Raw genomic sequence first — 25,891 nt, 5'->3', positions numbered from 1 at the left:
TTCGTCCGGATACGCCCTCGATCGGATAAGGATACGGAGCGCGGGTCCGATCCGTTCACGCCGAGTGATCGGAAAATCCCTTGATCGGAAACCGGCCACTTCTTACAGTTCCTTGTCGGTCCTCTTCGGTCGCGCCATGCGCAACTTCGACCACTTCCGAAGGGGTTCGATCCAGGATCAGGGCACCACGGGTGCCCCATGTGCAAGGGGGAACAAGACATGACATTTTCCAGGAAGCTGGCCGTCGCCTTCGCCGCGACGGCCGCGGTCTTCACTCTCGGCGCCGCCCCGGCTCAGGCCGCGGAGGGCGCCCCGGCCTCGACCCGGGCCCTGGAGTGCGACACCGGCCGCCTCTGCATGTTCGAGGACCAGGACTACACCGGCGACCAGTACAACTGGAAGCCGACCGGCGTCAACCAGAAGCACCAGATCGACGGTTGGAACGGCGACAACGAGATCTCGTCGGTGATCAACCGGACCCGCTACAACATCAAGCTCTACGACAACGACGACTACTCGGGCCGGTCGATCTGCCTTGTGCCAGGCAAGTACATCAACAACCTGAAGAACTGGTGGATCTTCAACGACAAGGCCGAGAGCGCCAAGACGGTCTCCAGCTGCTAGCAGCGCTCACTCCTCGTTCGCCGTGACGGCCTCCGCCGTCGACTCCGCCCGGCGGCGCGCCTCGCGGAGTCGGCGGTCGGCCGTGCGTGCGTGGTCGCGGGCCGTCCGTTCCGCTGAACGGGCTTGTTGTTGCTCGTCCTTGGCCCGCTGGAGTTCGGCGGTGAGGTCACCGACCCGTTGCTGAGCGTCGTTCCAGCGTTTCTTGGCCGCGAAGGCCTCGCGGGTCGCGGTCGCCGCCTCCTTCTCCCGGGTACGGAGTTCCCGCGCGGCTTCGTCGGCTTCCTTACGGGCCTGGGTGAGCCGTCGGCGGCGTTCCGCGGTGGCCTTCTTGGTGGTGTCGGGGGCGGCCGGGCGGCGCTTTGCCGCGAGGCCGGCTTCGGGGGCCGCCGGGAAGCCCGCGTCCGCCGTGAGGGGCTTGACCAATCTGCCGGTCGCCCATTCCCGCGCCGCCTCCGGGTCCGCGAGGACCGCGCGCAGGGTGCCCTCCACCTCTTGGCGAGCCGCCTCCGTGATGGGGTGGCCCGCCCGGGCCGCCAGCTGAGCGGCCTGCCGGGACAGCGTGCCGATCAGGGCCCGCTGCTGCCGGCTCAGCTCGCGCAGCTTCGCTCCGTCCAGATCGTGATGGGCCTGGCGGAGCCCCTCGCCCAGGCGGATCAGCGGTTCGACCTCTTCGTGCCGTTCATGGACCAGGAGATTTCCGGCCCAGGCCGACAGGCTCGGGCGGCGCAGTTCGGCGATCCGGTCCGCGAGGGCGCGGTCGCCCGCCGTACGGGCCGCGGCCACCCTGGCCGCGCGGGCGGCGGTGAATTCCTCCGGCCGCAGCCTGTACAGCTCGTCGGCGACGGTGTCCAGGTCCATCGGCGTCCCTCTCCATCGAGGTCGATACCGATTTTCCCACCCCTCACTTCCAGGCGCGGTCCAGGAAGTCGGCGATCAGCGCGGAGATCTCCCCCAGATGTGTCTCCAGGGCGAAGTGGCCCGTGTCGAGGAGGTGGAGTTCGGCGTCGGGCAGGTCGCGGAGGTAGGCGCCGGCGCCGGGGCCGGTGAAGAAGGGGTCGTTGCGGCCCCAGGTGATGAGGGTGGGCGGGGTGTGGCGGCGCAGCCAGGCCTGCCAGTCGCCGTAGCTCTCGATGTTGGTGTGGTAGTCGAAGATCAGCGCCTGCTGGGCCTCCTTGCGGCCGGGCAGGTCCAGGAAGTGCTGGTCGAGGGTCCAGCCGTCCGGGGCGATCAGGGCGGGGTCGGCGACACCGGTGTCGTACTGGCCGCGGGTGCCTTCGACGGTGAGCAGGGACTGGATGGCGTCCTGCGCGCCCGGGGTCTCGGGGGTCAGGCGGAGCAGGTCGCGGGCCGAGTCCGAGAGGCCCTCCTCGTAGGCGTTGCCGTTCTGCACGACCAGGCCGGCCACCCACTCGGGGTGCCGGGTCGCGACCCGGAAGCCGATGGGGGCGCCGAAGTCGAAGACGTACATCACGAACCGGTCCAGCTCCAGGGCCCGGATGAAGCCCTCGGTGATGTCGGCGAGCCTGTCGAAGGAGTACGTGAATCCGTCCGGGACCTGGGTGTGGCCGAAGCCGGCGTGGTCCGGGGCGATCAGCCGGTAGTGCGAGCCGAGCGCCTCGATCAGGGCCCGGAACTGGTGGGAGCCGGACGGGAAGCCGTGCAGGAGCAGCAGTACGGGGGCGTCGGCGCGGTCGGGGACGGACTCCCGGTAGAAGACGCGGACGCCGTCGACGTCCAGGTGGCGATGGACCGTGCGGGCGGCGGGCTGGGTGAGCATGACTGACCCTCTCTCCTCTAATGAGTTTCTCTAATGGATTGCAGGGCCTTCTATGCATTAGATGGTGCGGCCGGAGCGGCTAATGTGTCAAGTCTCGGCTGTACCATTAGCGGCATGAGCGACACCGCCCCGCTGACCGGCGAACCCCTGGCCCTGGACCTGGTCAACACCCACCCCTCGACCGGCGACCAGCTCGCGACCCCGCGCGACCTGCTGGCCTGGTGGACCCTGGAGGCCGACCGCCTCTCGGGCGAGGTGCCGCGGGAAGTCGATGACGAGGATCTGGCCGCCGTATTGGCCGTGCGGGAGCACATCGCCCGCGTCCTCGACCAGGTACGGCACGGAAAGCGGCCCCTGGCCGACGGGCTCGCGGCGCTCAATGAGGCGCAGCGTGCCGCGCCCGCCGTCAGCGAGCTGGCCTGGGACGGGTCGGCCCTGGCCGTCACCCGGCGCCGCGAGGGGTCACCCGGGGTGCGGCTGGCCGCCGAGCTCGCGGAGGCCGCCGCCGGGCTGCTGGCCGATCCGGCGGTCGGGAAGATCCGTAAGTGCGAGGCGGACGACTGCGTACTGCTCTTCCTGCCCACCAACCCGCGCCGCCGCTGGTGCTCGGCCAGCGGCTGCGGCAACCGGGCCCGTGTCGCCCGCCACTACCAGCGGCACAAGAGGGACTGAGCCATCCCTCAGGGCTTGCGCCCCACCCCGCAGTACGCGTCCACCGCCACCAGCGCCGGATCCGTGGGCCCCTGGACGTCGGGGCGCCACTCCGGGACCTGGACGATGCCCGGGTCCACCAGGTCCAGGCCGTCGAAGAACGCGGCGATCTCGCCGATGCTGCGGACGTAGTACGGCACGGCGCCGCTGGCGTTGTACGCCCTGGACGCGGCGATCATGCCCTCGCTGGTGGCCGTGCTGTCGCTGATCACGAGGTGGCTGCCCGAGGGGAGACCGGCCAGGAGACGGCGTACCAGGTCGCGGGCCTGGTCGTGGTCGACGACATGGCCGAGGGTGTTGAGGATGATCAGGGCGACCGGCCGGGAGAGGTCGAGGGTGCCGGCGGCGGCCTCCAGGACGGCCTCGGGACGGTGGAGGTCGGCGTCCAGGTACGTCGTCGCGCCCTCCGGGGTGCTGGTGAGCAGGGCCTTCGCGTGGGTCAGCACGGTCGGGTCGTTGTCGACGTAGACGATCCGGGCGTCCGGGGCGACGCGCTGGGCGACCTCGTGGGTGTTGTCGGCGGTGGGCAGGCCCGTGCCGATGTCGAGGAACTGCCGTATGCCCACCTCGCCCGCCAGATGGCGTACGGCGCGGCCCAGGAAATGGCGGCTGGTGACGGCCACGTCGACCAGGCCCGGGAAGATCTCCTTGATCTCGTCCCCGATCTGCCGGTCGACCTCGTAGTGGTCCTCGCCGCCGACGAAGTAGTTCCAGAAGCGGGCCGAGTGGGGCCTGGTCGGGTCGGACACGGGGGAGCCTCCTGCGGTGCCGGTGATCAAATCAGCAACCAACCTAGGTGAACTCCCCCTGAACCCCGGTCAGTTGGCGAAGAAACACCTCACCCGCAGTGACGTTTTGGCCATTCCCGCCGGGCGGCTGTCACTGGTCCAGATACGCCAGCACCGCCAGCACCCGCCGGTTGTCGCCGTCCGCCGGCAGCAGCCGCAGCTTGGTGAAGATGTTGCCGATGTGCTTGGCGACGGCCTTCTCCGAGATGAACAGGCCCTGCGCGATACCGGCGTTGGACCGCCCCTGCGCCACCCACTCCAGCACCTCCCGCTCGCGGGCCGAGAGGCTGCCCACCGCCTCGTCGCGCGCCTTGCGGGCCAGGAGCCCCGTGACCACCTCGGGGTCCATGACCGTGCCGCCCGCGGCCACCCGGCGGATGGAGTCCAGGAACTGGGTGCCGTTGGTGACGCGGTCCTTCAGCAGATATCCCACGCCCCCTCCGCCACCGGCGAGCAACTCGCGGGCGTAGAGCGGCTCGACGTACTGGGAGAGCAGCAGGACCGGCAGCTCCGGCAGCCGCTCACGGGCGGCCAGCGCCGCGCGCAGCCCCTCGTCGGTGAACGTCGGCGGCAGCCGGACGTCGACCACCGCGACGTCCGGCTCCTCGCCGATCAGCGCGTCCAGGAGCTCCGTACCGTTGTCCACGGCGGCCACGACCTCATGGCCATGGGCGCCGAGCAGGCGGATGAGGCCGTCCCTCAGGAGGAAGTGGTCTTCGGCGAGGGCAATACGCACGGAAGCTCCATCGTCACCGTCGTCGGTCCGTTCACGGGGCTGTGCACGGCCAGCACCCCGTCGAAGGTGGCCAGCCGGCGTTCGATGCCCCGCAGACCGCTGCCGCGCGAGGCGTCCGCGCCGCCGTGGCCGTCGTCCGTGACGGTGATGCGCAGCATCCCGTGAGCGTAATGGATGTCGATCAGCGCCCGGTCGGCGCCGGAGTGCTTGGCGACGTTGGTCAGGACCTCCGAGGTCGCGAAGTACGCGGCGGACTCGACCGGCATCTCAGGACGGCCCGGCAGATCGACCCTGACCTCGGTGCGCACCGGGCTGACCAGCGCCAACGCCCTTACCGCGTCGGCGAGTCCGCGGTCGGCGAGGACCGGCGGGTGGATGCCGCGCACCAGGTCGCGCAGCTCCTCCAGCGCCTTGGAGGACGACTCGCGCGCCTCGATCAGCAGGGCGCGCACCGCCTCCGGGTTGGTCTCCAGGAGGTGTTCGGCGGCGTCCAGGGCCATGCCCATCGCCACCAGGCGGGCCTGGGCGCCGTCATGCAGATCGCGTTCGATACGGCGCAGCTCGGCCATCTGCGTGTCGACGGCCTCGGAGCGGGTGGTGGCCAGGTGCTCGATCCGGGCGGCCATCAGCTCGCTCTCGCCCGGGGCGAGCATGGAGCGGGTGTACAGGGCGTGCCGGCGCACCGCACGCGGCGCCGCCCACAGGGCCAGCGGCAGTTGCAGGACGCCGAGGACGCCCGCGAGCACGGCGGTGGCCTGCCCCTCGATGGGGATGAACTGGTACCACAGGCCGTCCCACTCGACGGACAACGGAACCCCGAAGAAGGCGAGGAAGACGCCCCACACCCCGCTGAGCACCAGGGCGAGCGGCAGGAAGGCGAAGAACGCCCCGGCCAGCGGGTCGGCGAGCACCCAGACCCACTCCCGCCGGGTCTGCGGATCGTTCATGATCCACCGGTAGCGGGCGGCCACACCGGAGGCACCCTCGGGGGCGGGCGGCAGCGGGCCGGGCGGGCCCGGTATCTCCACCCCCGACCAGCGCAACGCCAGTTCACGCCGACGGGCGGCCAGCCCCCGCACCCCCTCCATGGCCCGCGGCACCATCCCGAGCCCGGGCCCCACCAGCCAGATCGCCCCGGAGACGGCGATGGATTGGCCGAGGGCGGCGAGGGACATCCAGCACAGGGTCACCGCCCGCCGCAGCGCCACCGTCCCGGCCGTGACCGAGAATCCCGTGATCTCGTCCGGCGGACGGTTCGGATGGTTCCCGTTCCCCCCGAGCCCCGTCGTGCGGTCCATACGACTTGCTCCCCTCGCTGCCGTGCGCTGTGCGTGGTGCTCATTCTGACGAGGGTCGAGAGGCCGGCGCGGTGGGAAAAACTCCCCTCTTGGGCCGGGCGTCCCGGCGGCCCGCCACCCCCAGCGTCGCCGTCACCGTCAGCGAGGCGGCCGCCATGACCGTCATCGCCGTTGCGGGGGACGTCAGTTGGGCCACCGAACCGGCCAGTGCGGCGCTCACGCCCTGCATGGTGAGCATGCCGGAGCCGTGCAGTCCGAGGGCGTGGCCGCTGAGTTCGGGGGGTGTCAGGTCCATGAGCCGCTCCTGCTGGACCAGGCTCGCGCCGAAGCCGGCCGAGGCCACGGTGACGGCGACGGCGGCGAGCGGGAGTGGCGGGGAGAGGACGAAGGTCAGGTACGGCGTCGCCAGCAGCACCAGCAGCGGTGTGGCGAGCCGTCGGCGCACCGCGGGCGGCACCAGCCGGCCCACGGTCACGTCCCCGACGAACATGCCCAGCGCCGCACAGGCCAGCAGGGTGCCCGCGGACTCGGGGGCGTAGGGGACGTAGAGGGATTCGCACCCGACGACGAGCCCGTTGGGCAGCCACAGGCCCAGCAGGACGTGGCGGCGGGGGCGGGAGGACCACAGCAGGGCGTTGGCGCGCCAGGTCGCGGCGACGGACGGGCGGCCCTCTGCGCGGGGCGGGCGCGGGGTCAGGCACAGGCGGACGACGGCCGCCGACACGACGTACAGCGCCGCCGCGAGCAGCAGGCACAGCCGTGGGGAGAGGGCCGTCAGCAGGATGCCGCCGGTGGCGAATCCGAGGATCTGGGCGAGCCCGGCCATCATGTTGAAGACCGAACGCCCCAGCATGAAGCCGTCCTTGGAGAGGATCTCGTTCACCAGCCCCCAGCGCACTCCCCCGCCGAGCGAGGCGACCAGTCCCTGGCCGAAGAGGACGACGAAGACGGCCCATACGGGCAGGGCGGGGAGCGCCAGTACGGCCGTGGTGGCGGCGAAGGCCAGGCCGATACCGGTGAGCGTGGACCGCGGCGGCAGCCGGTCGGCGCCGGACAGCAGGAACGTCGCCCCGAGCACCTGCGTCAGGGAGGGCCCGAACATGCTCACCGCCGCCAGCAGGGGGGAGTCCGTCGCCCGGAACACCAGGGTGCCCAGGGCCAGTCCGCCGATCGTCTGGGCCAGCACATTGGCCGAGGACGCGAGGAAGAGAGGGGTGAACTCCGGGGTGCGGAAGAGCTGTTGGTAGCTGCGCATGCCGTGGAGTCTGAAGAGGACCGGCGGTGGTCGTTATTGTTTCGCGCGGACGCGAAAGGTCGGGGAGGGGCGCTCATGGGCTGGTGGCAGATCAACGCCGACACCCTCGCCGCTAGCCGCTTCGTCGTCTCCCCGCTCGCCGAGACGTTCGCCGCGCTGAAGCTGCTGCACTCCGGCGCCGCCGCCCACCCCGGCGAACGGGCCTGGCTCGACGCCCACCGGCCCGGCTACCGGGCCCGTCTCGCCGCCGACCCGGTCACCGCACGGCTGGTGCGGGCGGGCCTCGGCCGGTCCTGGATCGCCGACTTCCTCACCCCGACCCCGAGGGACGGCGAGAACTTCGAGCGGGGCGTCGCCCGGGTCCGCGCGGCCGACCCCGACCGGGCCCGCGCCCACCTGACCGTCTCCCTGGCCGGCCCGCTGCCCGCCGTACTGGACCGGGACGACCTGCCCGAGCGGGCGGCGGCGCTTCTGGAGTACGTCTGGACCGAGGCCGTACGACCGGACTGGGACCGGCGCCGACGTGTGCTGGAGGCCGACGTCGTCGCACGGACCGCGCAGGTGAGCCGGGGCGGCTGGGCGGCCATACTGGACTCGCTGCGGCCCGGACGCACCCGCTGGCTCGGCGGCAACCGGCTCCAGGTGAATCTGCACGAGTACCCGCCCCGCGAGCTCTCCGGCGCCGAGCTGCTCTTCGTGCCGATCACCCCGAAGGGCGGCTGGGTGTCCTGGGAGGAACCCGACCGCCACGCCCTGGTCTACCCCTGCGCGGGCGCCCTCACCGACCCCGGCGCCAGGACGGTCCCGCCCGGCCTCGGAGTGCTGCTGGGCGCCGCCCGCGCCGAGGTTCTCGTCCTCCTCGACGCCCCGCTCAGCACGACCCAGCTGGTGGCGGTGACCGGACAGGGGCTGGGGTCGGTCGGGCGGCATCTGAAGGTTCTGTGGGACGCCGGGCTGGTGGAGCGGCGGCGGGCGGGGAGGTCGGTGCTGTATTCGCGGACGGCGGCGGGGGCGGTGCTCGTCGAGGCCTCACACCGGCCCGACACCGACCGGAGTTAGCATCCGCTTATGACGACCATTGACAGCGATTCCCCCCTCTCCGTCGACATCGACACCCTCACCGGCACCCCCGCCGACCTCCCCCAGTACGCGGGCAAGGCGGTCCTCGTCGTGAACGTCGCCTCCAAGTGCGGCCTCACCCCGCAGTACACCGGCCTGGAGAAGCTGCAGGAGCAGTACGCGGACCGCGGCTTCACCGTGCTCGGCGTGCCCTGCAACCAGTTCATGGGCCAGGAGCCCGGCAGCGCCGAGGAGATCGCCGAGTTCTGCTCGGCGACGTACGGCGTGACGTTCCCGATGACCGAGAAGGTCGAGGTGAACGGCGAGGGCCGGCACCCGCTGTACGAGCGCCTGGTCGGGTTCGCCGACGCCGAGGGCCACAGCGGCGACATCCGCTGGAACTTCGAGAAGTTCCTGATCGGCCGCGACGGCACCGTCGTCGCCCGCTTCTCGCCGCAGACCGAGCCGGAGGCCGCGGAGCTGGTGGCGGCCGTCGAGGGCCAGCTGGCGTAGCAGGCCGGTTGACCTTGCCCCTGGGGCAGGGCTGAACGTCCTTGTCGCCGGGCGGGACAGGCCGCCCGGCGACGGAGGATGAGGCCGTGGACGACGAACTGCTCACCATCGGCGTGTTCGCCGCGCGAGCCAGGCTCTCGGCCAAGGCGCTGCGGCTGTACGACCGCCTGGGGCTGCTGCGGCCCGCACAGGTCGACGAGGCCAGCGGCTACCGCTACTACCGCGCCGACCAGGTCGAGCGGGCCCGTCTGGTGGCGCTGCTGCGCCAGCTGGACATGCCGCTAGCGCGGGTCGCGGAGGTGGTGGAGGCCCCGGACGGGGCCATGGCCGCCGAGCGGCTCGCCGCGTACTGGGCGGATGTCGAGGCGCGGGTGGCGGGGCAGCGGACTCTCGCCGAGTACCTCCGTGAACGGCTGTCGGGGAGGAGCTCCGAGATGTACGGAAAGTTCGAGGTCGAGACGGTGGACGTGCCCGAGCGGGTGCTGATCACCGAGACACGGCATGTGCTGGCGGGTGAGCTGCCGGCGTGGATCGGCGCGTCCCTGGGCCGCCTGGAGGAGGGCGCTCGGGAGTGCGGCGGCATCACCGCGGCACCATTCGTCGTGTACCACTCCGATGTGTCGATGGAGAGCGACGGCCCCGCCGAGTCCTGTGTGCCGGTGGCCGACGAGGCCGCGGCGCGCGCCTGGGTCGAGCGGCAGGGCCGTGCGCGGGACACCAAGGTGCGGGTGGAACCGGCCCACCGGCTCGCCTACACCCGTATCGCCAAGGCCCAGGTGGCCCATCCGCAGATCCTGGCCGCCTTCGAGGCGGTGGAGGAGTGGATCCCGAAGCAGGGGCTGTGGCAGGCGGGCCCGTGCCGTGAGGTGTACTTCGCGGACTGGGACACGGCCGGGGCCGAGGACCCGGTGTGCGATGTGGCGTTCCCCGTGAGGTGACCGGGAGCCGGCCGCGTCAGGGGGCCGTCACCCCTGACGCAGCTCCTCCGGGCAGGGCGTGCCGCGCGGTACGCCGTACGGGGCCGCCAGGTGGTAGGTGCCGGCCCTCGGGGCCAGCAGCATCGTCCAGCGGTCGCCGAAGGCGTCCTCGTCGGTCTCCATCAGACAGCCGTTGACGTTGTCGTACGTCTTCGGCTCGCCCTCGAGACGGTTCTTGGAGGCGTCCGTCTCCTGGGGCGCGTCGAGCTTCTTGCCGTCGGCGTCGACGATGCTCAGCCAGGGCGAGTAGGGGACGCGGATGAGGATGCGGCCGGGCTTGCTCACCCGCATCGTCATCTCGCCCTGCTCGGCCCGGTCCACGACGGCGTTCGGCTCGGCGAGCGGCGCCGGGTTGGTCACCTTGAACAGCTGCCAGTTGGCGTCGCCCCACACCTGCTGCAGATACGGCATGCCGCGCTGCACCAGCTCCCGCTCCCGCTCCGCCGCCGAGGGGTCCGGCTCGTCCTTGGGCAGCACCACGAAGTGCACGGCCCAGCGCTTGAGCCACTCGTGGTAGTTCGCGGAGTTGAGGGTGTCGTCGTAGAAGAGCTGGTTGCGCTCCATGTCGGCCTGGCGGTTCCAGCCGCGGGCCAGGTTGAAGTACGGCGCGAGCGCGGAGGCCTCGCGGTGCGAGCGGGCGGGCACGACCTCGACCCGGCCCTTCTCCGCGCCGACCTCCTGGAGTTCATTGACCAGGGGCGCCAGTTCGCGCGCCCAGGAGGCGGCGGGGGCGGCGTGGATGATGTCGTCGACCGTCTTGAAGCCGATCCAGCCACCGAAGGTGAGCAGGGCCAGCACCCCCGCGTACCACTTGCGTGAGCGCGGCACCGTGAACGGCAGGGCCGCGACGAGGGCCACTCCGGCGAACAGCATCGGCAGGCGGGTGATGTTGGACCCGATCTGCGAGCTGACGACCCAGACGAGGACGACGGAGACGCCGTACACGGCGGCCACGAGCCGGACGGACTTCCACTCCTCCGGTACGAGGAAGTAGACGGCGACCGCCATCAGCAGCGGCAGGATCGTCGAGCCGATGCCCATCGGCTGGGTGCCCGAGAAGGGGAACAGCCACGCCGACACGGCGACCACGGCGGTCGGCGCGATCCCCAGCGCCCAGGCGCCCGGCCGCCGCTTCTGCAGGAACAGCGCCACCGCCACGAAGCCCACGAACAGCCCCGCGACCGGGGACGCCATGGTGGCGAGGGCGGCCAGCGGGGCGGCGCACAGGGCCTTCGCCCAGCGCTTGTAGCGCCAGCGGTACGGCCAGCAGTAGACGACGGCGACCGCGCCCAGCGCGAACATGGTGCCGAGGGCGAAGGTCACCCGCCCGGAGATCGCGTTGGCGATCAGTCCGAAGACACCGGCGAGCGCGGCCCACAGCGGGTTGCGCACCACCCGGCTGCGCAGCAGGACCAGCGTCAGCAGTCCCGCGGAGAGGGTCCCAGCGATCATCATCGTCGTACGGACGCCGAGCACGGACATCAGATACGGCGACACCACGCTGTACGACACCGGGTGCATACCGCCGTACCAGGCCAGGTTGTACGCCGAGTCCGGGTGCCGGCCGACGAACTCGGCCCAGGCGTCCTGGGCGGCGAGATCGCCGCCGCTGTTCGCGAAAGTGAAGAACCAGATGATGTGGAGCAGTCCGGCGAGGGCGGTCATCGACAGCACCGGATGCCGCAGAAGACGCTCGCGCAGGGCGCGGACGGCGGTGGTCAGCCGCGACGATCCGTTGTCCTGGGTGCGGTTCGGTCCGCCTCCGGAGCGCTGCGCGGGTACGCGTATTCGCGGACCGGCTCCCCGTTCCGGATCGGCGTCGTCGGCGCGTGTCGGCTCCGCAGTGGCCACTTGTGAGGCACTCCCCGTGCTGTCCCGTCTTCTGTTCGGGTGTTCCGGCCGCGTTCCGTTTCCCGCGTGTTGTCGGCCCGGACCCTGAAGGTTCTACGGTCCCGCCTTGTGAGCGGCGACCTGCCCGTTTCGTGACGCTAGCACGCAGCCCGCCGACGAGCGCCGTCGGCGGGCTGCGAGCCGGTCCCCGCGGTGACCGCCGGTCAGGCGATACGGGTCAGCTTGTCCGTGAAGCCCGGCTCGGTGAGCTCGCTCCGCAGCGCGACCGGAATCTTCACCGCGCCGCTGGTGCCGTCACCGACGGTCAGCGTGCCGACCTGGGTGCCGGCCTTGGCGGTGTGCGGTACGTCGTCGGGCGCGAAGGTGAGCTTCACCTTGAGCCCCGACCACCCGACGGCCTTGACGTCCTTGGTGGCGACCACCGGTGTACGCCCCCCGAGCCCATCATCCACATACCCCACCACGTCACCCTTCTTCAGGATCGTCGCGGCCTCCAGGGCGTCCTGAGCGGCGCGGATGAGCTTGTCGCCGCCATCGAGTGCAGCACTCAGGATGGTGTTCTCCGGACCGCCGGCGGGCTGGCGGACGACCGCTCCGATGATGGTGCGCGTCTCGCCGCCGATCTCCTTCTTCGCGGCGAACACGAGGTTGCCGAGGGCGGAGGTGGTGGTGCCGGTCTTGATGCCGACGACGTTGTTCTTGCCGACGAGCTGGTTCCAGTTGGAGTGGTTGACGCCCTTGTAGTCGTCGTACGACATCATCGCGGCGACCTCGCGGAAGGCGGGGAACTTCATCGCCGCCTTGGCGAGCTTCACCTGGTCCACGGCGGTGCTGACGGTGGTGTCGTTGAGCCCGGAGGGATCGGTGTACGTGGAGTCCGCCATCCCGAGATCCTTCGCGGCGGCGTTCATCTTCTCGACGAACGCCTTCTCCGACCCGGCGTCCCAACGGGCCAGCAGCCGGGCCACGTTGTTCGCGGATGCGATGAGAATGCTCTCCAGGGCCTCGCGTTGGGTGATCGAGTCGCCCTTGGTCACATCGACGGTCGACTCCTGACCGGCGTCGGACTGGTCCTGGGCGGCCTGGTCGATCTGGATCTTCGGCCCTTCGTCACCGCTCTGGAGGGGACGGTCACGGAGGATGAGATAAGCGGTCATGACCTTGGCGACACTGGCGATAGGAACGGGCTTTTGCTCCCCGGAGGACCCGAAGGTGCCGATGCCGTCCACATCCAGCGCGGCCTGACCGTCGGCCGGCCACGGGATGTCGATCTTGCCGCCCTCGAAGGTGTAGGTCTCCTGCGCGGTCAGATCGAGCGCGGGCGCCGGAACCGGCCGCACGGCCTGCACCACCGCGAACACGATCACCAGCAGCACGACCAACGGCGTCCAGATCTTCACCCGCCGGATGAGGGTCCGCACCGGGGTGTCCGGGGGCGGCGGGGTGTTCGTCAGCTCGGCGAGCAGGTCGAGCGGCGGCCTGGGCGGCAGCGGCTGCTGGGTGGTGCGCTCGGGGCCGATCTGGGGGACGGCGGTGGTGACGTCGGGTGCGGGGGCCTGCGGCGCCTTGGGGGCGGGGTTCTCGCGGATGTCCGGCTTGAGGGCGACGAACTTGCTGGTGCGCTCGGCGTCGGACGGGGGGTCGGCCTCGGGCCTGGGGGCCTTCAGCATGGTGGTGGGCTGGTCGACGGTGGGCTTGGCGGGGCGTACGGCCTTGAAGATGGCGGTCGGCTGATCGACCGCCTCGGCTGCGCCATCGCCCTTACCGGTGCGCCCACCCGCACCACCCGTGCCGCTTTCGTCGTCGGGTGCGGGTGGCCCTTGTGGGGCGTCCTCGCCGTCGGCGGGTGCGGGTGGGGTTTGGGGGGTGGCATCGGCGGGGGCGGACGATCCCTGGGGGGCGTCGTCGCCGGGGTTGCTGGACGCGGAGCCCGCGTCGCTCGGCGCGGGCGCGTCCTGCGGAGCGCCTTCGCCCTCTCTGGGGTCGGAAGAACCCTGCGCGGCATCCTCGCTGTCGCCGGGCGCGGAGGCGTCCGAGTCGGCGGGAGCGGTGTCCGCGTCCTCTGCCGTGGTGGCCTCGGCGTCGGTGTCAGAGGGCCCGTCGGGCGCGTCTATGCCGGTGCCGGCGTCCTCGGAGGCGTCGGCGGTGGTCTTACCGGCGCTGGAAGCCTCTGCGGCTGTCTCAGAGGGCTTGGGCGAGCTGTCCTCGGCCTCCGTGGACGGCTCGGCGGCGCCGGAAGCCGTCGTAACGCCCTCCTCGGCGTCCGCCTCGGCGACGTCGGCGCCCGCGGACTGCGAGGCACCCTCGTCGTCGGCACCCTTCGCGCCCTCAGCCGCCCCGTCCGCGTCCTGCGTCGCCTTCTCGTCCTCGGTGTCCGCGGAGGCCACCCAGGCCGCCACCGCCGCCTTCAGGCGGTCGTCACTCGAAGCGGCGCCATCGGCACCCTTGCCCGCACCGGCCCCCGCATCGTCGGACTCCGCGGCCTCGGCACCCTCACCCTCGGGGGCCTCGGCGTCCTCCGTCTCCGCCTCGGCGTCATCGGCCCGAGCCTTCACGCCCTCGACGTCACCGGCCTGAGCCTCCACGTCCTCCGCGTCACCAGCCTGAGCCTTCACGCCCTCGGCGACCTCGGCCCCCGCCTTCACGTCCTCCGCGTCACCGCCCTGAGCCCTCGCGCCTTCCGAAACGTCGGCCCGCGCCTCCGCGTCCTCCGCCGCAGACCCCCCCGCCTCGGACTCCCCGGCACCCCCCAACCGCGCCCGTACCGCCTCCAGCTCCCCCCGCGACAGCACCCGCGTCGCCGTGTCCACGCCGCCGGGTGAGGGCTTCGTGGTCTCTCGGGCCACTGCCAGGCGCGGGTCGCGCTTCGGCTTGCCCTCGGATTCGGGGCTGGGTTCTGGAACCGGAATCGCGCTCCCCGACGTCGGTTCTGCCGACGACTCGCGCTGCTTCGACCTGTCGGGGGACTCGCCCGCCACCGATGCCTCCTCCATGTGCCACCCGCACGCTCCGCGCGGCTGCCGAACCGTGAGCCGTCGCCCGGACACCGTGCCCGCACGACCCCCCGTGCCGCTGCCCGAACCATGTACCAGTGTCCTGTGCGCGGCCCCCCACTGACGCGGTAGACGAGAACGACATACCTACCGGTTCCCTCACAAACAGGTCACGCACCCTCGACAGATGAATGTGAGAGGGGTCACCCTGTCATTCATCCACGCGGGGAGGCATGGATGGGCAGGAGCCGCAGAACAATTCCGGAGGAGCTTCTGCTGCTGGCGCTGGACCCGACCACGGGTACCACCGCACAGCCGCAGTCGCTCGACCTCGGTCTGGCCGGAGCACAGCTAGTGGAGCTGGCGCTGGCCGGACGGATAGCCCCAGACGGGGATCGTATCGCCGTGGTCGTGCCACGGCCGACTGGAGATCCAACACTGGACTGCGCGTTGGAGTTGCTGCGAAGGCGTGGCGCTCCCGTGCGTGCCGTCCACTGGATCGGCGGGCCCCGGCTGGGGTTGCGCCAGACCTATCTCTCGCATCTGGAGAGGTGCGGCATGGTGCATGCCGTGGCGGGCCAGATGTGCGGGGTGTTGCCGACGACTCGCTATCAGGCGACGGACAACGCCATCAGCCGGGAGATCAGGGCCCGGCTGGATTCCGCGATCCGTACCGGCGTACCGCCGGACCCACGGACCGCGGCGCTCGCCGCCCTGGCACACGCGGTCGGCCTCGGCAAGCATCTGTATCCGGGCAATGAGGGCAGGTCCTCGAGGTCCCGGTTGCGGGATCTGATCAGGCACGACCCCATGGGCGGTCTCGTCGCGCACGCTGTGATGGACGTCCAGAACGGCGCGGCGGCACAGCCGCGTCGCAGCCCCGCCCCGGCCGGCCGCCAGGCCGCCCCCGGAGGCAGAGCGACGGAACCCGCACGCGGTGTTCCGGTGCAACCGCGCCGCGGATCCATGGCGCGCGTCGTGGCGCACTGAGCCGCAGTCCCACGACCCGCACACGCAGCACGCAGCACGCAGCACGCAGCACGCAGCACAGGCATGTCACGCACGCGCCGTCACCGAGACCGGTACGGGAGCCGCTGGCCCGCGCGGGGTGACGGGACCGGACGTCCGTGTATTCGGACGGGGACACCGGTTCCACCGCCCCGCGCGGCCGCATGTGTGGAAACAGTGGCCGAAGTGGTGTGTATCCAGCGCATATCCATCGTTTCCCAGCGGTAGTAAGCACCTTGGTGGCAGTCTGCTCAACAGCAGATACGCAAAGTGGCAATCGCAGGCAGGCAGCCGGAGGTGCACGTCCCGTGGCGTCCAATGTCAATCCCCCCGTCAGGCGACGCCGGCTGGGCCAGGAGCTGCGCCGGCTCCGCGAGCTCAAGGGCATGACGGCGGAGGAAGTGGCCGAGCGGCTGCTGGTGTCGCAGTCGAAGATCAGCCGGCTGGAGAACGGACGGCGCAGTATCAGCCAGCGTGACGTCCGCGACCTCTGCGGAGTCTATGAGGTGGAGGACCACCGCATCGTGGACTCGCTGATGCAGATGGCCAAGGACAGCCGCCAGCAGGGGTGGTGGCACTCCTTCGGCGACATTCCGTACAGCGTCTACATCGGGCTGGAGACGGACGCGGCGAGTCTGCGGGTGTACGACCCTCAGGTCGTTCCGGGGCTGCTGCAGACCAAGCAGTACGCCGAGGCGCTGATCGCCGGGGCGTTGCCGGAGACGGCGCAGGGGGAGATCGAGAAACGGGTCCAGGTGCGGATGCGCCGACAGGAACGAATCTCCACCGCCGAGAACCCGCTGCGCCTGTGGACCGTCATGGACGAGGCCGCCCTTCGCCGGGTCGTCGGCAACCGCTCCCTCATGCGTGACCAGCTGGAACAGCTCGTCGAGCAGTCGCAGTTGCCGCATGTCACCGTGCAGGTGATCCCCTTCGAGATGGGTGCGCACCCGGGGCTCAACGGCCAGTACGCGATCCTCGAATTCCCGGACGCGGCCGACTCCAGCGTCGTCTACATCGAGGGCGTCACCAGCGATCTGTATCTGGAGAAGGCCAACGACGTCCAGAAGTACAGCGTGATGTACGAGCACCTGCGGGCGCAGGCCCTGAACGTGGACCAGTCACGCCAGTTCATCGCGGACATCGCGAAGGAATACGCGCGCTGAGCGACACCGCGACGCCGCCCGCCCGGCGAGGAAATGCCGCACGGTACACCGTCTCCCGGGCGGAGTGGAAGTGTCCTCTGGAATATGCACCCACCCGAGTGAATAGTCGCTTCGTCAGCCGATGTTGGCGAGTAGCGTCGATCACGCCACCCAGCAACACAGGTTGGCGTGAATCGTCCTGCGGGATCCGGTCCGGATGCGCAGGACGGTGACAGCACTCAACATCTGGCAATTCGGAGCAAACATGGCAATTCGTCAGGGTTCCACGGACACGTGGACCAAGTCCTCGTACTCCACAGGAAACGGCGCGTGCGTCGAGGTCAAGTCACCGCTCACGGCGGCCATGGCGGTGCGGGACTCCAAGGTTCCCGCGGGCCCGATCCTGGCGTTCCCCGCGGAGGCGTGGAACACCTTCGTGGCGTCGGTCAAGGCGTAAGGGGCGGGTCTGTCTGATCCTCACCCGCGACCGACTTCGCGATCGACAACTGCACAAGCACCAACAGGTAGAGCCCTCTCGACCAGCCCGCCGTCCTTGCCGAGGGGGCTCGGCCATGCCCGCGCTCAGCGCAGCTCGGTCACATAACGGTCCGTGCCCGGCACCGTAGGAATGAACGGCGCCACCAGCTCCACCCTCCCCAGGCCCGACTCCTCCACCGCCGCGTCCAGGCCCGTGAAGTGGTCCTCCCAGCACTCCCTCGGGTCCGCCTCCAGGAACCACAGCAGGGTCAGGCGGGTGTCGACGCCCTCGACCTGCTTGACGTACGACATGCGGTCGAGCGGGAGGGGCGTGGGCCGGAAGACGGTGACCAGGGCGGCCGGGGAGCCCGCGAGGCGCTTCGGGAGGTGGCGGGTCCGCAGCCACTCCAGCAGCTCTGCCCGCCCCTCCGGGGACTCGGCGTCCACCACCTCGACGACCAGGCCCGCGTACGGGTGGTCCAGGGCGTGGAAGTCACGGGGGCCCGCCGCACCGTCGCGGTACACCGTCGTCTCGTGGTCCTGGAACGCCGTGAAGACGTGGGTGCGGTCCTGGTAGACGCGGGCGTCACGGTTGAGGCGCTTGTTGATGGCGACCGTCCAGCGCATGTGGTCGCCGTAGCGGCCGGCGGTGATCCAGTACGTGGAGATGTAGCAGCCCGCCGTGACCGGCTGGGCTATCGCCGACTTCTCCGGGTAGCGCAGGAGTTGGAGGTCCCTGGTCGCCACCCAGCGGCGGCCGGCGTACATCCAGGGCATCGCCATCGCGCCCGCGTAGTAGTGGTCGTCCTCGTACCAGCGGTTGTAGGCGTACTCATGGCCCGGGTGCGGTTCGACCATGGTGATCAGGGCGTGGCCGGGGCGGACTCCGTACGGGCCGACGGCGGCCAGTTCGGCGTATGTCCCGCTGCGGGTGTCCTCGTCGCTCATGACGTTCCCTTCGTTCCGCCTGCTTCCGTCCTCCCTCGGACGCCAATACTCTGACGCTCCGTCAGATAATGCGCCAGAGTCAGGGAGGTCTCGATGTCACTGCTCAACGGCAAGACCGTCGTCGTCTCGGGAGTCGGTGCCGGGCTCGGCCATCAGGTCGCGGCGGCGGTCGTACGGGACGGCGGGAACGCCGTGCTGGGGGCCAGGACGGAGGCGAACCTGGCGAAGAGCGCGGCCGAGCTCGATCCCGAGGGGGCGCGGACCGCGTACCGGGCGACCGACATCACCGACGAGGGGCAGTGCGAGGCGCTGGCCGCCCTGGCGAGGGAGCGGTTCGGGGGGATCGACGGGGTCGTCCATGTCGCCGCCTGGGACTCCTACTTCGGCGGACTGGAGGACGCCGACTTCGCCACCTGGCAGTCGGTCATCGACGTCAATCTGCTGGGCTCGCTGCGGATGACGCGGGCGTGCCTGCCGGCACTGAAGGAGGGCGGCGGGTCCGTGGTGTTCATCGGTACGCAGTCCGCCGTGGCCGCCCCGTCGCAGGTGCGGCAGGCCGCGTACGCCGCCTCGAAGGGGGCGCTGACGAGCGCGATGTACTCGCTGGCGCGGGAGTTGGGCCCGGCCCGGATACGGGTGAACACCGTGCTGCCGGGCTGGATGTGGGGGCCGCCGGTGCAGGCGTACGTCCAGTTCGCCGCGCAGACCGGGGGCGTGCCGGAGACGGACGTACTGAAGCGGCTCACCGAGCGGATGGCGCTGCCCGAGCTGGCCACGGACGGGGATGTGGCGGACGCGGCGGTGTTCCTGACGTCGGACAGGGCCAGGTCGATCACGGGACAGTCGTTGCTGGTCAACGCGGGGGAGCTGATGCGATGAGTTCAAGGATGTGAATCGAGGCCCTCATCACGAACACTTTTACCTCCCCTTGACCTTACGCTCACTTGTCGTGCTCACGCGACAGCACCCACGATGAGCGCCGGGCTGAACCCTGGGAGGGCGCACATGAACGGTCTCGACTGGGCCGTGCTCATCGGCTACTTCGGCGTGATGGTGGCGATCGGAGTCTGGTCGCACAAGCGGGTGGACAACGTCAGCGACTTCTTCACCGCGGGCGGCAAGATGCCCTGGTGGCTGTCGGGCATCTCGCATCACATGTCCGGATACAGCGCGGTGATGTTCACCGGGTACGCGGGCATCGCCTACACCTACGGCGTCACGTCCTTCGTCACCTGGTCCTTCCCCATCGCACTGGGTATCGCCATCGGGTCGAAGCTGTTCGCGCCGCGCATCAACCGGCTGCGCTCACGGCTCCATGTGGCCTCCCCGCTGGAGTATCTGAAGAACCGCTACGACCTGAAGACCCAGCAGGCGCTCGCCTGGTCCGGCATGCTGCTGAAGATCGTGGATGTGGGCGCCAAATGGGCTGCCATCGCGACGCTGCTGTCGGTGTTCACGGGCGTGTCCCTCAACCAGGGCATCCTCATCACCGGCGGCATCACCGCCATCTACTGCACCATCGGCGGGCTGTGGGCCGACGCGCTCACCGAACTCGGCCAGTTCGTCATCCAGTTGCTGGCCGGTGTCGCCATGTTCGTCGCCGTCATCCTGGAGCTGAACGACAAGGGCATCGGCTTCCTCGACGCCTGGGACCGGCCGGAGCTCCAGGGCCACGGTGAGCCGCTGGTCGGCCCGTACGGGACCGTCTTCCTCCTCGCCTTCCTCTTCATCAAGCTCTTCGAGTACAACGGCGGCATGCTCAACCAGGCCCAGCGGTACATGGCCACGGCCACCCCCCGGGAGGCCGAGCGTTCGGCACGGCTCTCGGCGATCCTCTGGCTGGTCTGGCCCGTGGTGCTGTTCTTCCCGATGTGGATGTCGCCGCTGCTGGTCGAGTCGCAGAAGCCGGACGGCTCGGACTCCTACGGCCTGATGACCGAACAGCTCCTGCCGCACGGCCTGTTGGGCCTCGTCATCGTCGGTTTCTTCTCGCACACGATGGCCATGTGCTCCTCCGACGCCAACGCGATCGCGGCCGTGTTCACCCGGGACGTGGCGCCGGTGCTGTCGAAGCAGGCGCGGTCCTGGGGCGAGCGGTCCGGGCTGATCGCGGCCCGGGTGACCACGGTCGTCTTCCTCGCCCTGTCGATGGCGGTCGCGACCCAGGTCAACTCCCCCACCTTCAAGGACATCATCACCGTCGTCATCAAGTGGGTCGCCGGACTCATGGGCCCGATCGCCATCCCGATGATGCTGGGCCTGCTGCGGACCTTCCGCCGCTCCGGCCCGACCGCCGCGCTCACCAGCTGGTCGATGGGTCTGCTCGCCTTCTGGCTGGTCAACTACCCGATCAGCTGGCAGATCGAGGGCGGCGTGCCGCTCCAGTACCAGGTCTCCATCCCGCTCGCGGTCTCGCTGGTCCTGTACATCCTCATCGGCTTCATCAAGCCGGAGGACACCCCGGAGCGGCTCGCGGTCGTCGAGAGCATCAACACCGACGACGACGGGTCCGCGGCGGCCGCGGTACCGGCGCCGGCCGGTGGGGTGGAGGACGCGGTGGGGGCTCCGGCCGCCAAGGACTGAGCCCGCGGCCGGTCGTCGTCTCGTCAGTCGACGGCGGCCTCGGGCGTCAGCCCCTCCTTCCAGAGCTCCTTGTCGTCCTTGTCATAGGCCGTCACCTCCAGGTCACGGAACCGGAAACTGCTGTCGGGGAACCGCACCAGGTATCCGGTTCCGGACTTCACCGCCTCGGTGGGACTGCCGTACGGCTCACCGGTCTTCTTCGCGAAGAAGTAGAAGACCTTCCCCGCCGTCGTACGGCAGAAGGCGTACCGGTCCTTCACGTTCTCCCTGCTGTACGCCGCGACCAGGCGGGAGCCCGACGCCGAGCCCTTCGGCAGCAGCGCGGCCAGCTCCTTCGGGCAGGGGCCGCTCGCGGAGACCATCGGGGAGGGCTTCGCGGAGCCCTTCGAGGAGTCGGAGCCCGTCAGGAACGACGTCACCGTCGACCAGTTGAGGATCAGCAGCACGACCAGGGTGACGACGACGGACGCGAGGAAGAGCAGGCATCCGCAGCCCGCGAGGATCTCGCCGCGGGTCGGTTCCCTGGGGGTCGGCTTCGGGAATTCCGGGGTGGACGGCCTGGGCGAGGTGGGCGCCGGGCGCGAAAGGCTCCCGGTCAGGGTCAGCGGCTTGCCGTGCACGGTCGTCGTGGCCTCGGGCGTCCAGCCCGTGTAACAGGTGTCGCAGGTGAAGGACCCGGCGACCCGGTCGCCGCAGTTGGGGCACACCCAGCCCATCCCCGACACGGTGTAGCGGGATCCGGTCAGGCCGGTGGGGGCGGGGGGTTTCCGGGCGGGGGCCGTCTTCTTGGCGGGGGCCGTCTTCCTGGCCGGGCTCGTCTTCTTGGCGGGCGGTGTCCTCGCGGTCGACCGCTTCGGGGGCGGCGGTGTCTTCCTGGGCGGCATGCTCCTCGGCGTCGGCCGCTTCGGTTCGGGCGCGGCCTCGGGGACCTTCTCGCGCCGCGGGGTGTCACAGACGTCGCAGACCCGCGCCGCGGCGTCGTTGAAGGTGTCGCAGTCCGAGCACTGCCACGTCCGCCCGCTCATGATGGCTCCCTCGGGTCACGTGTCCGCGACGGTCAGCCGGGCCATGACCGAGCGGAACAGCACACGGGTCGCCGGGGAGACGGGCGCGCTGAGCCAGTCCCGGTCGCCCTCCTCCCGTTCGGCGGCGGACGGTTCGACGTCCCACCAGGACGCGGAGAGGTCCTTCACGCCGTACTCGCGGGCGAACCACAGCGCGAACTGCCAGGCCCGCTCCGCCCGGTCCGGGCCCACGACGAAGTCCGCGGCGACATCGGCGCCGGCCCCGCCCGCGGGCCGGAACCGGAACGCCAGGCGCAGGCCGCCCTCATGCCCCTCGGGCCGGGCGCGGATCGAGACGCAGTGCTCGGGCGGCATGGCCAGCTGCCCCTGGGCACCCGCCCGGCCCCAGGTGAGGATCAGCCAGCCCTGGTCGTGGTCGAGCCGGACGCCGACGCCGTGCAGCTGGAACCTCACCGACTTGTCCCTCACAGGCTGTTCGCGATCGTCTCGATGATCTCGTCCATCTCGAACTCCTCCAGGCCCTCGCCCGCCCTGGACGGGAAGTGCAGGGTGAGGTCCCACTCCTCCCCGATGGCCTCCTTCCACGGCTCCTCCTCGGGTGCGAACAGCACCAGCCGCTTCGCCGACTGCTCCATCACCGCCGTCTGGCTGCGGGCGTATCCCCACTGCTCGAACAGGTCGTCCATGCTGCGCGGAATGTCACGCGGATAGGTCTGCGCGGAGGCGCCCACGGTGCCCAGCGGATGGGCGGGCGCGTCGGTGAACATGACGATGACATGGCGCCGCCGGTCGAGGCCGGTCTCCCAGGGGGCGTTGATCGCCAGGGCCAGTGCCTCCAGGCCGGACTCGGGGATGTCCCCGCCGCCGGTCGCCCGCAGTCCCCGTACGAACTTCTCGAACTCCCCCACCTGCTGCGGCAGCCGCAGGAAGTCCGTCTGCTCGATCGCGTCGGAGGGGTCGTCGCCGAAGTCGCGGAAGGCGATGACCTTCAGCCGCAGCTGGCTGATCTCCTTGCTCTTCCTCGCCATCACCTCGCCCAGCCGCTGATGGAACTGCAGCGAGCTGTTCTTCACGATGTCCAGTACGGGGTTCATGCTGCCCGTGGCGTCGATGCACATCACGATGTCGACGGCGTACTGGAGGTTGCCGTGGTACTTCTCCAGCTCGGTGGTCATGAGCGTTCCTTTCGGTGGCTGCCGAGGTTGATCCGGACCCGGGACCTGGGCGGTCCTTCGCCGCCCGGTTCCGGCGCCACGGTCCTCGGGTGGTCCGGTGGGTTGAACTGGACCCGGCTTCTGCGGGCCGGGCGTGGCTGGGCCGCGTCGTGGAGGGTGCAGGCCTCCGGGTCCTTGAGCGCGGTCAGGAAGTCGGCGACGGTGGGGCGGTCCTTGGGGGCGGCCGCGGTCAGGGCCGCGATCAGCGCCTGCATGGGGGTGCCGAGCCGGTCGTCGGCGGTCAGGGGCTCGGCCGCGTTGACGGCGTCCGCCGGGGATCCGAAGCGGGCGTCGTACGCGGGCAGCGAGCCGGTCAGATAGGTGTGGGTCATCAGGCCCAGCGCGAACATGTCCACGGCCGTGGTCAGATCCGCGCTCCCGACCGCCTCGTCGCCCTGCACATAGCGCCGCCACTCCGGGGCGCCGTACAGCGAGTCGCCCGCGATGTCCTCCCGCTCCGGTGGACGGCCGGAGAGATACGAGTCGTCGAAGTCGATGAGCTTGGCGGTGTGGAAGGCGGCGCCTTCCCGCTGCTGCACCAGCACGTTGGCCGGTTTCAGGTCGCCGTGCACGATCTCGATGTCGTGCAGCAGCCGCAGACTGCTCGCCAGCGTCCTCAGCAGCACCGACTTCTGCTTCGGCCCGAGCGACTCCGGTGTTTGGAGGCTGGCGGTGTCGATGCGTTCGGTCACCTTGTAGTAGGTGCTGCCCGAGTGGAAGAAGTCCGTGGCGAGGACCAGGTTGCCCGCCCCGCTGGCGTCGGGGCGCAGCAGCTTCATGATGCTCCGGTGCCGCTCCTCGAACTCCCGGCAGCTCTCCAGCCGGATACGCCGGCTGACGGCGCTGCCGCCGGAGCCCTCGCGGGGGCGCTTGGGTTCCAGGAACCGTTTGAGGAAGTACTCCCTGCCGTCCTTCTCGGCGAACGCCCAGACGCATTTCCCGCCGCCCGCGTTGGTCGGCTCGGTGACGACCCGGTATCCGCCGATGACATCGCCCAGCTTCACTCCCGCACCCCCGGCATGAATCGCTCGTATCCGTGTCGATAGGACTGCCACGTCCGGTCCTGCCAGCGGCGCACCGCGTCAGGGCCGTCCGCCGCCGACGGAACGTCGAGGTACTCACCGCCCACGACGCTGTCGTGCCGCCCGGCGAAGGCGGCGCGCAGCTGCGCGAAGTCGGCGAAGCCCAGCGCCACCAGGGACAGCGACGCGTCGTCGGCGGTGACCGGCTGGATCGCCCGGCGCAGTCGGTCGGCCCAGTCGCCGACGCTCTCGGACCGCGTGAGCGTGTCGAGCAGGACGCACTCGAACTGCGCGGGCGTATGCACATAGCCGAAGAAACCGTCGGTCGCGGCCAGCAGGACGCAGGGCTCGCGGAACTCCCCTTCGTGCACGGAGAGTTCGAAGGGCCGGTCGGCGCAGATCACATTCGTCATCGGCGGGTCCTGCCGCAGCAGCTCCAGCGTGTCGTCCTCGTGGGCGTCGTCCCGGGTGAGCGCGTGCAGACCGCTGCCGGGGAGGAGGGCGTACGAGCGTGAGTCGCCGGCCCAGACCGCCTGCCAGCGGACGCCCTCGTCACCGGTCCGGTAGCGGACGGCGGCCATGGTGGTGGGCAGCAGACGGCGCATGGAGCCGGTGACCTTGCTGCGTGCGCTGGTGGGCGCCGCGGCCAGCAGCGCCCGCAGGCAGTACGTCAACCGCTCGATCGTGTCCGGCTCCTTCGCAGCGACGACGCCCTGGAACCAGCACTCCGCGGCCAGCCGCGCGATCCGGGCGCCGACCCAGGCGCCGGTGTGCGTGGCACCGTCGGGCGCGTTCCAGGCGGGCGCCGCTCCCGAGCCGCCCGAGCCGTCGAACACGGCGAGCAGTCCGTTCTCGGTGGGCCGGTGATAGGCGGCGAGCGGTTCGGCGTCCTCACCGTGCCCGGGCCGGCGTTCCGTCCATACGGCGAGCGACTGAAGCCGCCCGTGGACGGCCGACCAGGTCAGATGGTCGGGCGGGGGCGGTGCGGAGTGGTCGGGCACGCGGGTGGGCTTCGGCGGGATGATCATGCTCCGGTCACCTGCCCTCCATCCTCGCGGGGGTGGTTGCCGGTTGTGCCGGTGCCTCGCACTCTGCTGGGGCGGGGTTTCGGGGACGGGGGCGGGCCCGAGGGCCGTGGCGGTGTGTGCGGGGGCAGTGGCTCCTCTTTACGGGCGACCACCTCGCCCAGCAGCACTTCGGGCCCATCTGGCCCCGTCCCCTCCTGGACCCGCTCCCGCCGGGCCCCCCGCACTCGGCTCCGCCCAGGCGCCTCAAAGGCGTCAGCCCGGTCGGACCCGTCAGGCCGCCCCCCGACGCTCAGTTCCGCCCTCCCGGCGTACAGCCGCACCGCCGCGTCCCCGGTGAAGTCCCGCAGCGCGGCGTTCAACGCATCGTCGGCCACCCGGAGTTGATCGACGCCGTACCGGCGTGCGACGTCACGCAGGCGCTCATACACGGGCCCCTGCCAGGTCGCGCTCATGTCGCGGATGCCCCGGGCCACCACCGCGGCGGGGTCGGTGACCTGGCACATCAGCTCCACCCGGCAGCGGAACGAGTCGGACGTGCCCCGCCCGGCCAGCCGTAGGTCGAGCACGAGCCGGTGTTCGGTGGTGTCCACCATGAACATCCCCTGGTAGACGCCGTACCGCGCGTCGGGCACCTGATCCCCCGGCCGTACCGTCAGCGCCGGCCCGGCGTCCGGCACCAGCACCAGCGCCCTCCCCGGGGGCGGTGTCCGCAGCGGGCTCAGCAGACGGACCCGTGGCAGCGGCTGGCCGTCGACCACGGGGTCGTACGTCAGCGAGTGCGTGACCATTCCCCGGTCCCCCGTTCCGTCTCGGCGCCAACAGCCGTATGCACATCACGTGTTGAGGGTTCATGAGTAAC

The 25,891-nt window shown here is 70.8% G+C and carries 25 protein-coding genes; 10 read left to right on the top strand and 15 right to left on the bottom strand.

What is annotated here, in order from left to right:
- Window positions 1–219 precede the first annotated feature (219 nt).
- A complete protein-coding gene (locus IE325_RS20505; protein WP_190071414.1) occupies window positions 220–624 on the top strand; it encodes a peptidase inhibitor family I36 protein in 405 nt (134 codons plus the stop codon).
- Between the two features lie 6 nt (window positions 625–630).
- Here IE325_RS20505 and IE325_RS20500 read toward each other — a convergent pair whose 3' ends face one another.
- Both IE325_RS20500 and IE325_RS20495 read right to left on the bottom strand, forming a co-directional pair.
- The gene (locus IE325_RS20500; RefSeq protein ID WP_190071413.1) at window positions 631–1,482 is read right to left on the bottom strand and encodes a hypothetical protein; all 852 of its coding nucleotides are present in this window, start codon (window positions 1,480–1,482) and stop codon (window positions 631–633) included.
- 43 nt (window positions 1,483–1,525) lie between these two features.
- Window positions 1,526–2,401 (bottom strand): alpha/beta fold hydrolase, encoded by an 876-nt coding sequence (locus IE325_RS20495; protein WP_190071412.1) that lies wholly within the window; start codon window positions 2,399–2,401, stop codon window positions 1,526–1,528.
- Window positions 2,402–2,515: 114 nt separating this feature from the next.
- On the opposite strand from IE325_RS20495, the gene IE325_RS20490 reads away from it, so the two are divergent.
- Complete coding sequence (locus IE325_RS20490) at window positions 2,516–3,073, top strand: CGNR zinc finger domain-containing protein (RefSeq protein ID WP_190071411.1); 558 nt, start codon at window positions 2,516–2,518, stop codon at window positions 3,071–3,073.
- Window positions 3,074–3,081: 8 nt separating this feature from the next.
- Here the strand turns inward: IE325_RS20490 and IE325_RS20485 are convergent, their stop codons facing one another.
- The 4 genes from IE325_RS20485 to IE325_RS20470 form a co-directional block, all read right to left on the bottom strand.
- The gene (locus IE325_RS20485) at window positions 3,082–3,861 is read right to left on the bottom strand and encodes an SAM-dependent methyltransferase (protein ID WP_229911902.1); all 780 of its coding nucleotides are present in this window, start codon (window positions 3,859–3,861) and stop codon (window positions 3,082–3,084) included.
- 130 nt (window positions 3,862–3,991) lie between these two features.
- Complete coding sequence (locus IE325_RS20480; RefSeq protein ID WP_190071409.1) at window positions 3,992–4,636, bottom strand: response regulator transcription factor; 645 nt, start codon at window positions 4,634–4,636, stop codon at window positions 3,992–3,994.
- Window positions 4,600–5,934, bottom strand: coding sequence for a sensor histidine kinase (locus tag IE325_RS20475; RefSeq protein ID WP_190071408.1), 1,335 nt, complete (start codon window positions 5,932–5,934; stop codon window positions 4,600–4,602). Before IE325_RS20475 ends, IE325_RS20480 begins: the two co-directional genes overlap by 37 nt.
- A gap of 40 nt (window positions 5,935–5,974) precedes the next feature.
- Window positions 5,975–7,189: an MFS transporter gene (locus tag IE325_RS20470; protein WP_190071407.1), complete on the bottom strand. Its 1,215-nt coding sequence runs from the start codon at window positions 7,187–7,189 to the stop codon at window positions 5,975–5,977.
- 75 nt (window positions 7,190–7,264) lie between these two features.
- Between IE325_RS20470 and IE325_RS20465 the strand changes: the two genes are divergently transcribed.
- From IE325_RS20465 to IE325_RS20455, 3 genes are all read left to right on the top strand, one after another.
- On the top strand, window positions 7,265–8,248 hold the full coding sequence (locus IE325_RS20465; RefSeq protein ID WP_190071406.1) for an ArsR/SmtB family transcription factor: 984 nt from the start codon (window positions 7,265–7,267) through the stop codon (window positions 8,246–8,248).
- A 9-nt stretch (window positions 8,249–8,257) separates the two neighbouring features.
- Window positions 8,258–8,761, top strand: a complete 504-nt coding sequence (locus IE325_RS20460) for a glutathione peroxidase (protein WP_229911901.1) — start codon at window positions 8,258–8,260, stop codon at window positions 8,759–8,761.
- Between the two features lie 86 nt (window positions 8,762–8,847).
- The gene (locus IE325_RS20455) at window positions 8,848–9,699 is read left to right on the top strand and encodes a MerR family transcriptional regulator (RefSeq protein WP_190071405.1); all 852 of its coding nucleotides are present in this window, start codon (window positions 8,848–8,850) and stop codon (window positions 9,697–9,699) included.
- A 27-nt stretch (window positions 9,700–9,726) separates the two neighbouring features.
- Here IE325_RS20455 and IE325_RS20450 read toward each other — a convergent pair whose 3' ends face one another.
- Both IE325_RS20450 and IE325_RS20445 read right to left on the bottom strand, forming a co-directional pair.
- On the bottom strand, window positions 9,727–11,589 hold the full coding sequence (locus IE325_RS20450; RefSeq protein ID WP_190071404.1) for a DUF8823 domain-containing protein: 1,863 nt from the start codon (window positions 11,587–11,589) through the stop codon (window positions 9,727–9,729).
- Window positions 11,590–11,792: 203 nt separating this feature from the next.
- Window positions 11,793–14,567 (bottom strand): D-alanyl-D-alanine carboxypeptidase, encoded by a 2,775-nt coding sequence (locus IE325_RS20445; RefSeq protein WP_229911900.1) that lies wholly within the window; start codon window positions 14,565–14,567, stop codon window positions 11,793–11,795.
- Between the two features lie 252 nt (window positions 14,568–14,819).
- Between IE325_RS20445 and IE325_RS20440 the strand changes: the two genes are divergently transcribed.
- The 3 genes from IE325_RS20440 to IE325_RS20430 all read left to right on the top strand — a co-directional run bounded on the left by IE325_RS20440 (window position 14,820) and on the right by IE325_RS20430 (window position 17,192).
- Complete coding sequence (locus tag IE325_RS20440; RefSeq protein ID WP_190071402.1) at window positions 14,820–15,572, top strand: GOLPH3/VPS74 family protein; 753 nt, start codon at window positions 14,820–14,822, stop codon at window positions 15,570–15,572.
- A gap of 326 nt (window positions 15,573–15,898) precedes the next feature.
- Window positions 15,899–16,756, top strand: coding sequence for a helix-turn-helix domain-containing protein (locus IE325_RS20435; protein ID WP_190071401.1), 858 nt, complete (start codon window positions 15,899–15,901; stop codon window positions 16,754–16,756).
- Between the two features lie 244 nt (window positions 16,757–17,000).
- Window positions 17,001–17,192 (top strand): DUF397 domain-containing protein, encoded by a 192-nt coding sequence (locus IE325_RS20430; protein ID WP_190071400.1) that lies wholly within the window; start codon window positions 17,001–17,003, stop codon window positions 17,190–17,192.
- A gap of 125 nt (window positions 17,193–17,317) precedes the next feature.
- Here IE325_RS20430 and IE325_RS20425 read toward each other — a convergent pair whose 3' ends face one another.
- Window positions 17,318–18,160, bottom strand: a complete 843-nt coding sequence (locus IE325_RS20425; RefSeq protein ID WP_190071399.1) for a hypothetical protein — start codon at window positions 18,158–18,160, stop codon at window positions 17,318–17,320.
- Window positions 18,161–18,253: 93 nt separating this feature from the next.
- On the opposite strand from IE325_RS20425, the gene IE325_RS20420 reads away from it, so the two are divergent.
- On the top strand, window positions 18,254–19,039 hold the full coding sequence (locus tag IE325_RS20420) for an SDR family oxidoreductase (RefSeq protein ID WP_190071398.1): 786 nt from the start codon (window positions 18,254–18,256) through the stop codon (window positions 19,037–19,039).
- Window positions 19,040–19,165: 126 nt separating this feature from the next.
- Window positions 19,166–20,743: a sodium:solute symporter family protein gene (locus tag IE325_RS20415; protein ID WP_190071397.1), complete on the top strand. Its 1,578-nt coding sequence runs from the start codon at window positions 19,166–19,168 to the stop codon at window positions 20,741–20,743.
- A gap of 23 nt (window positions 20,744–20,766) precedes the next feature.
- On the opposite strand, the gene IE325_RS20410 is transcribed toward IE325_RS20415, so the two are convergent.
- The 6 genes from IE325_RS20410 to IE325_RS20385 are packed head-to-tail and all read right to left on the bottom strand — an operon-like array spanning window position 20,767 to window position 25,820.
- A complete protein-coding gene (locus tag IE325_RS20410; RefSeq protein WP_190071396.1) occupies window positions 20,767–21,768 on the bottom strand; it encodes a zinc finger Ran-binding domain-containing protein in 1,002 nt (333 codons plus the stop codon).
- Window positions 21,769–21,783: 15 nt separating this feature from the next.
- Complete coding sequence (locus IE325_RS20405) at window positions 21,784–22,221, bottom strand: hypothetical protein (RefSeq protein ID WP_190071395.1); 438 nt, start codon at window positions 22,219–22,221, stop codon at window positions 21,784–21,786.
- A gap of 11 nt (window positions 22,222–22,232) precedes the next feature.
- On the bottom strand, window positions 22,233–22,943 hold the full coding sequence (locus tag IE325_RS20400) for a vWA domain-containing protein (protein ID WP_190071394.1): 711 nt from the start codon (window positions 22,941–22,943) through the stop codon (window positions 22,233–22,235).
- The gene (locus IE325_RS20395) at window positions 22,940–23,986 is read right to left on the bottom strand and encodes a protein kinase domain-containing protein (protein WP_190071393.1); all 1,047 of its coding nucleotides are present in this window, start codon (window positions 23,984–23,986) and stop codon (window positions 22,940–22,942) included. Before IE325_RS20395 ends, IE325_RS20400 begins: the two co-directional genes overlap by 4 nt.
- Window positions 23,983–25,032, bottom strand: coding sequence for a PP2C family protein-serine/threonine phosphatase (locus IE325_RS20390; protein ID WP_190071392.1), 1,050 nt, complete (start codon window positions 25,030–25,032; stop codon window positions 23,983–23,985). Before IE325_RS20390 ends, IE325_RS20395 begins: the two co-directional genes overlap by 4 nt.
- Window positions 25,029–25,820, bottom strand: coding sequence for a hypothetical protein (locus IE325_RS20385; RefSeq protein WP_190071391.1), 792 nt, complete (start codon window positions 25,818–25,820; stop codon window positions 25,029–25,031). Before IE325_RS20385 ends, IE325_RS20390 begins: the two co-directional genes overlap by 4 nt.
- Window positions 25,821–25,891 lie beyond the last annotated feature (71 nt).

Origin of the sequence: Streptomyces lanatus (assembly GCF_014655715.1) — a bacterium.
GTDB lineage: Bacteria > Actinomycetota > Actinomycetes > Streptomycetales > Streptomycetaceae > Streptomyces > Streptomyces lanatus.
Note: the sequence above shows the minus strand (reverse complement) of the source record. Positions and strands in the feature narration are given on the sequence as shown.

Excerpts from the sequence above, each read along its gene's own strand:
- IE325_RS20460 (WP_229911901.1), top strand. The coding sequence starts at position 8,258 with ATGACGACCATTGACAGCGATTCCCCCCTCTCCGTCGACATCGACACC.
- IE325_RS20415 (WP_190071397.1), top strand. The coding sequence starts at position 19,166 with ATGAACGGTCTCGACTGGGCCGTGCTCATCGGCTACTTCGGCGTGATG.
- IE325_RS20385 (WP_190071391.1), bottom strand. The coding sequence starts at position 25,820 with ATGGTCACGCACTCGCTGACGTACGACCCCGTGGTCGACGGCCAGCCG.
- IE325_RS20410 (WP_190071396.1), bottom strand. The coding sequence starts at position 21,768 with ATGAGCGGGCGGACGTGGCAGTGCTCGGACTGCGACACCTTCAACGAC.
- IE325_RS20420 (WP_190071398.1), top strand. The coding sequence starts at position 18,254 with ATGTCACTGCTCAACGGCAAGACCGTCGTCGTCTCGGGAGTCGGTGCC.
- IE325_RS20425 (WP_190071399.1), bottom strand. The coding sequence starts at position 18,160 with ATGAGCGACGAGGACACCCGCAGCGGGACATACGCCGAACTGGCCGCC.
- IE325_RS20400 (WP_190071394.1), bottom strand. The coding sequence starts at position 22,943 with ATGACCACCGAGCTGGAGAAGTACCACGGCAACCTCCAGTACGCCGTC.
- IE325_RS20390 (WP_190071392.1), bottom strand. The coding sequence starts at position 25,032 with ATGATCATCCCGCCGAAGCCCACCCGCGTGCCCGACCACTCCGCACCG.
- IE325_RS20490 (WP_190071411.1), top strand. The coding sequence starts at position 2,516 with ATGAGCGACACCGCCCCGCTGACCGGCGAACCCCTGGCCCTGGACCTG.
- IE325_RS20465 (WP_190071406.1), top strand. The coding sequence starts at position 7,265 with ATGGGCTGGTGGCAGATCAACGCCGACACCCTCGCCGCTAGCCGCTTC.
- IE325_RS20500 (WP_190071413.1), bottom strand. The coding sequence starts at position 1,482 with ATGGACCTGGACACCGTCGCCGACGAGCTGTACAGGCTGCGGCCGGAG.
- IE325_RS20505 (WP_190071414.1), top strand. The coding sequence starts at position 220 with ATGACATTTTCCAGGAAGCTGGCCGTCGCCTTCGCCGCGACGGCCGCG.
- IE325_RS20440 (WP_190071402.1), top strand. The coding sequence starts at position 14,820 with ATGGGCAGGAGCCGCAGAACAATTCCGGAGGAGCTTCTGCTGCTGGCG.
- IE325_RS20470 (WP_190071407.1), bottom strand. The coding sequence starts at position 7,189 with ATGCGCAGCTACCAACAGCTCTTCCGCACCCCGGAGTTCACCCCTCTC.
- IE325_RS20430 (WP_190071400.1), top strand. The coding sequence starts at position 17,001 with ATGGCAATTCGTCAGGGTTCCACGGACACGTGGACCAAGTCCTCGTAC.
- IE325_RS20495 (WP_190071412.1), bottom strand. The coding sequence starts at position 2,401 with ATGCTCACCCAGCCCGCCGCCCGCACGGTCCATCGCCACCTGGACGTC.
- IE325_RS20475 (WP_190071408.1), bottom strand. The coding sequence starts at position 5,934 with ATGGACCGCACGACGGGGCTCGGGGGGAACGGGAACCATCCGAACCGT.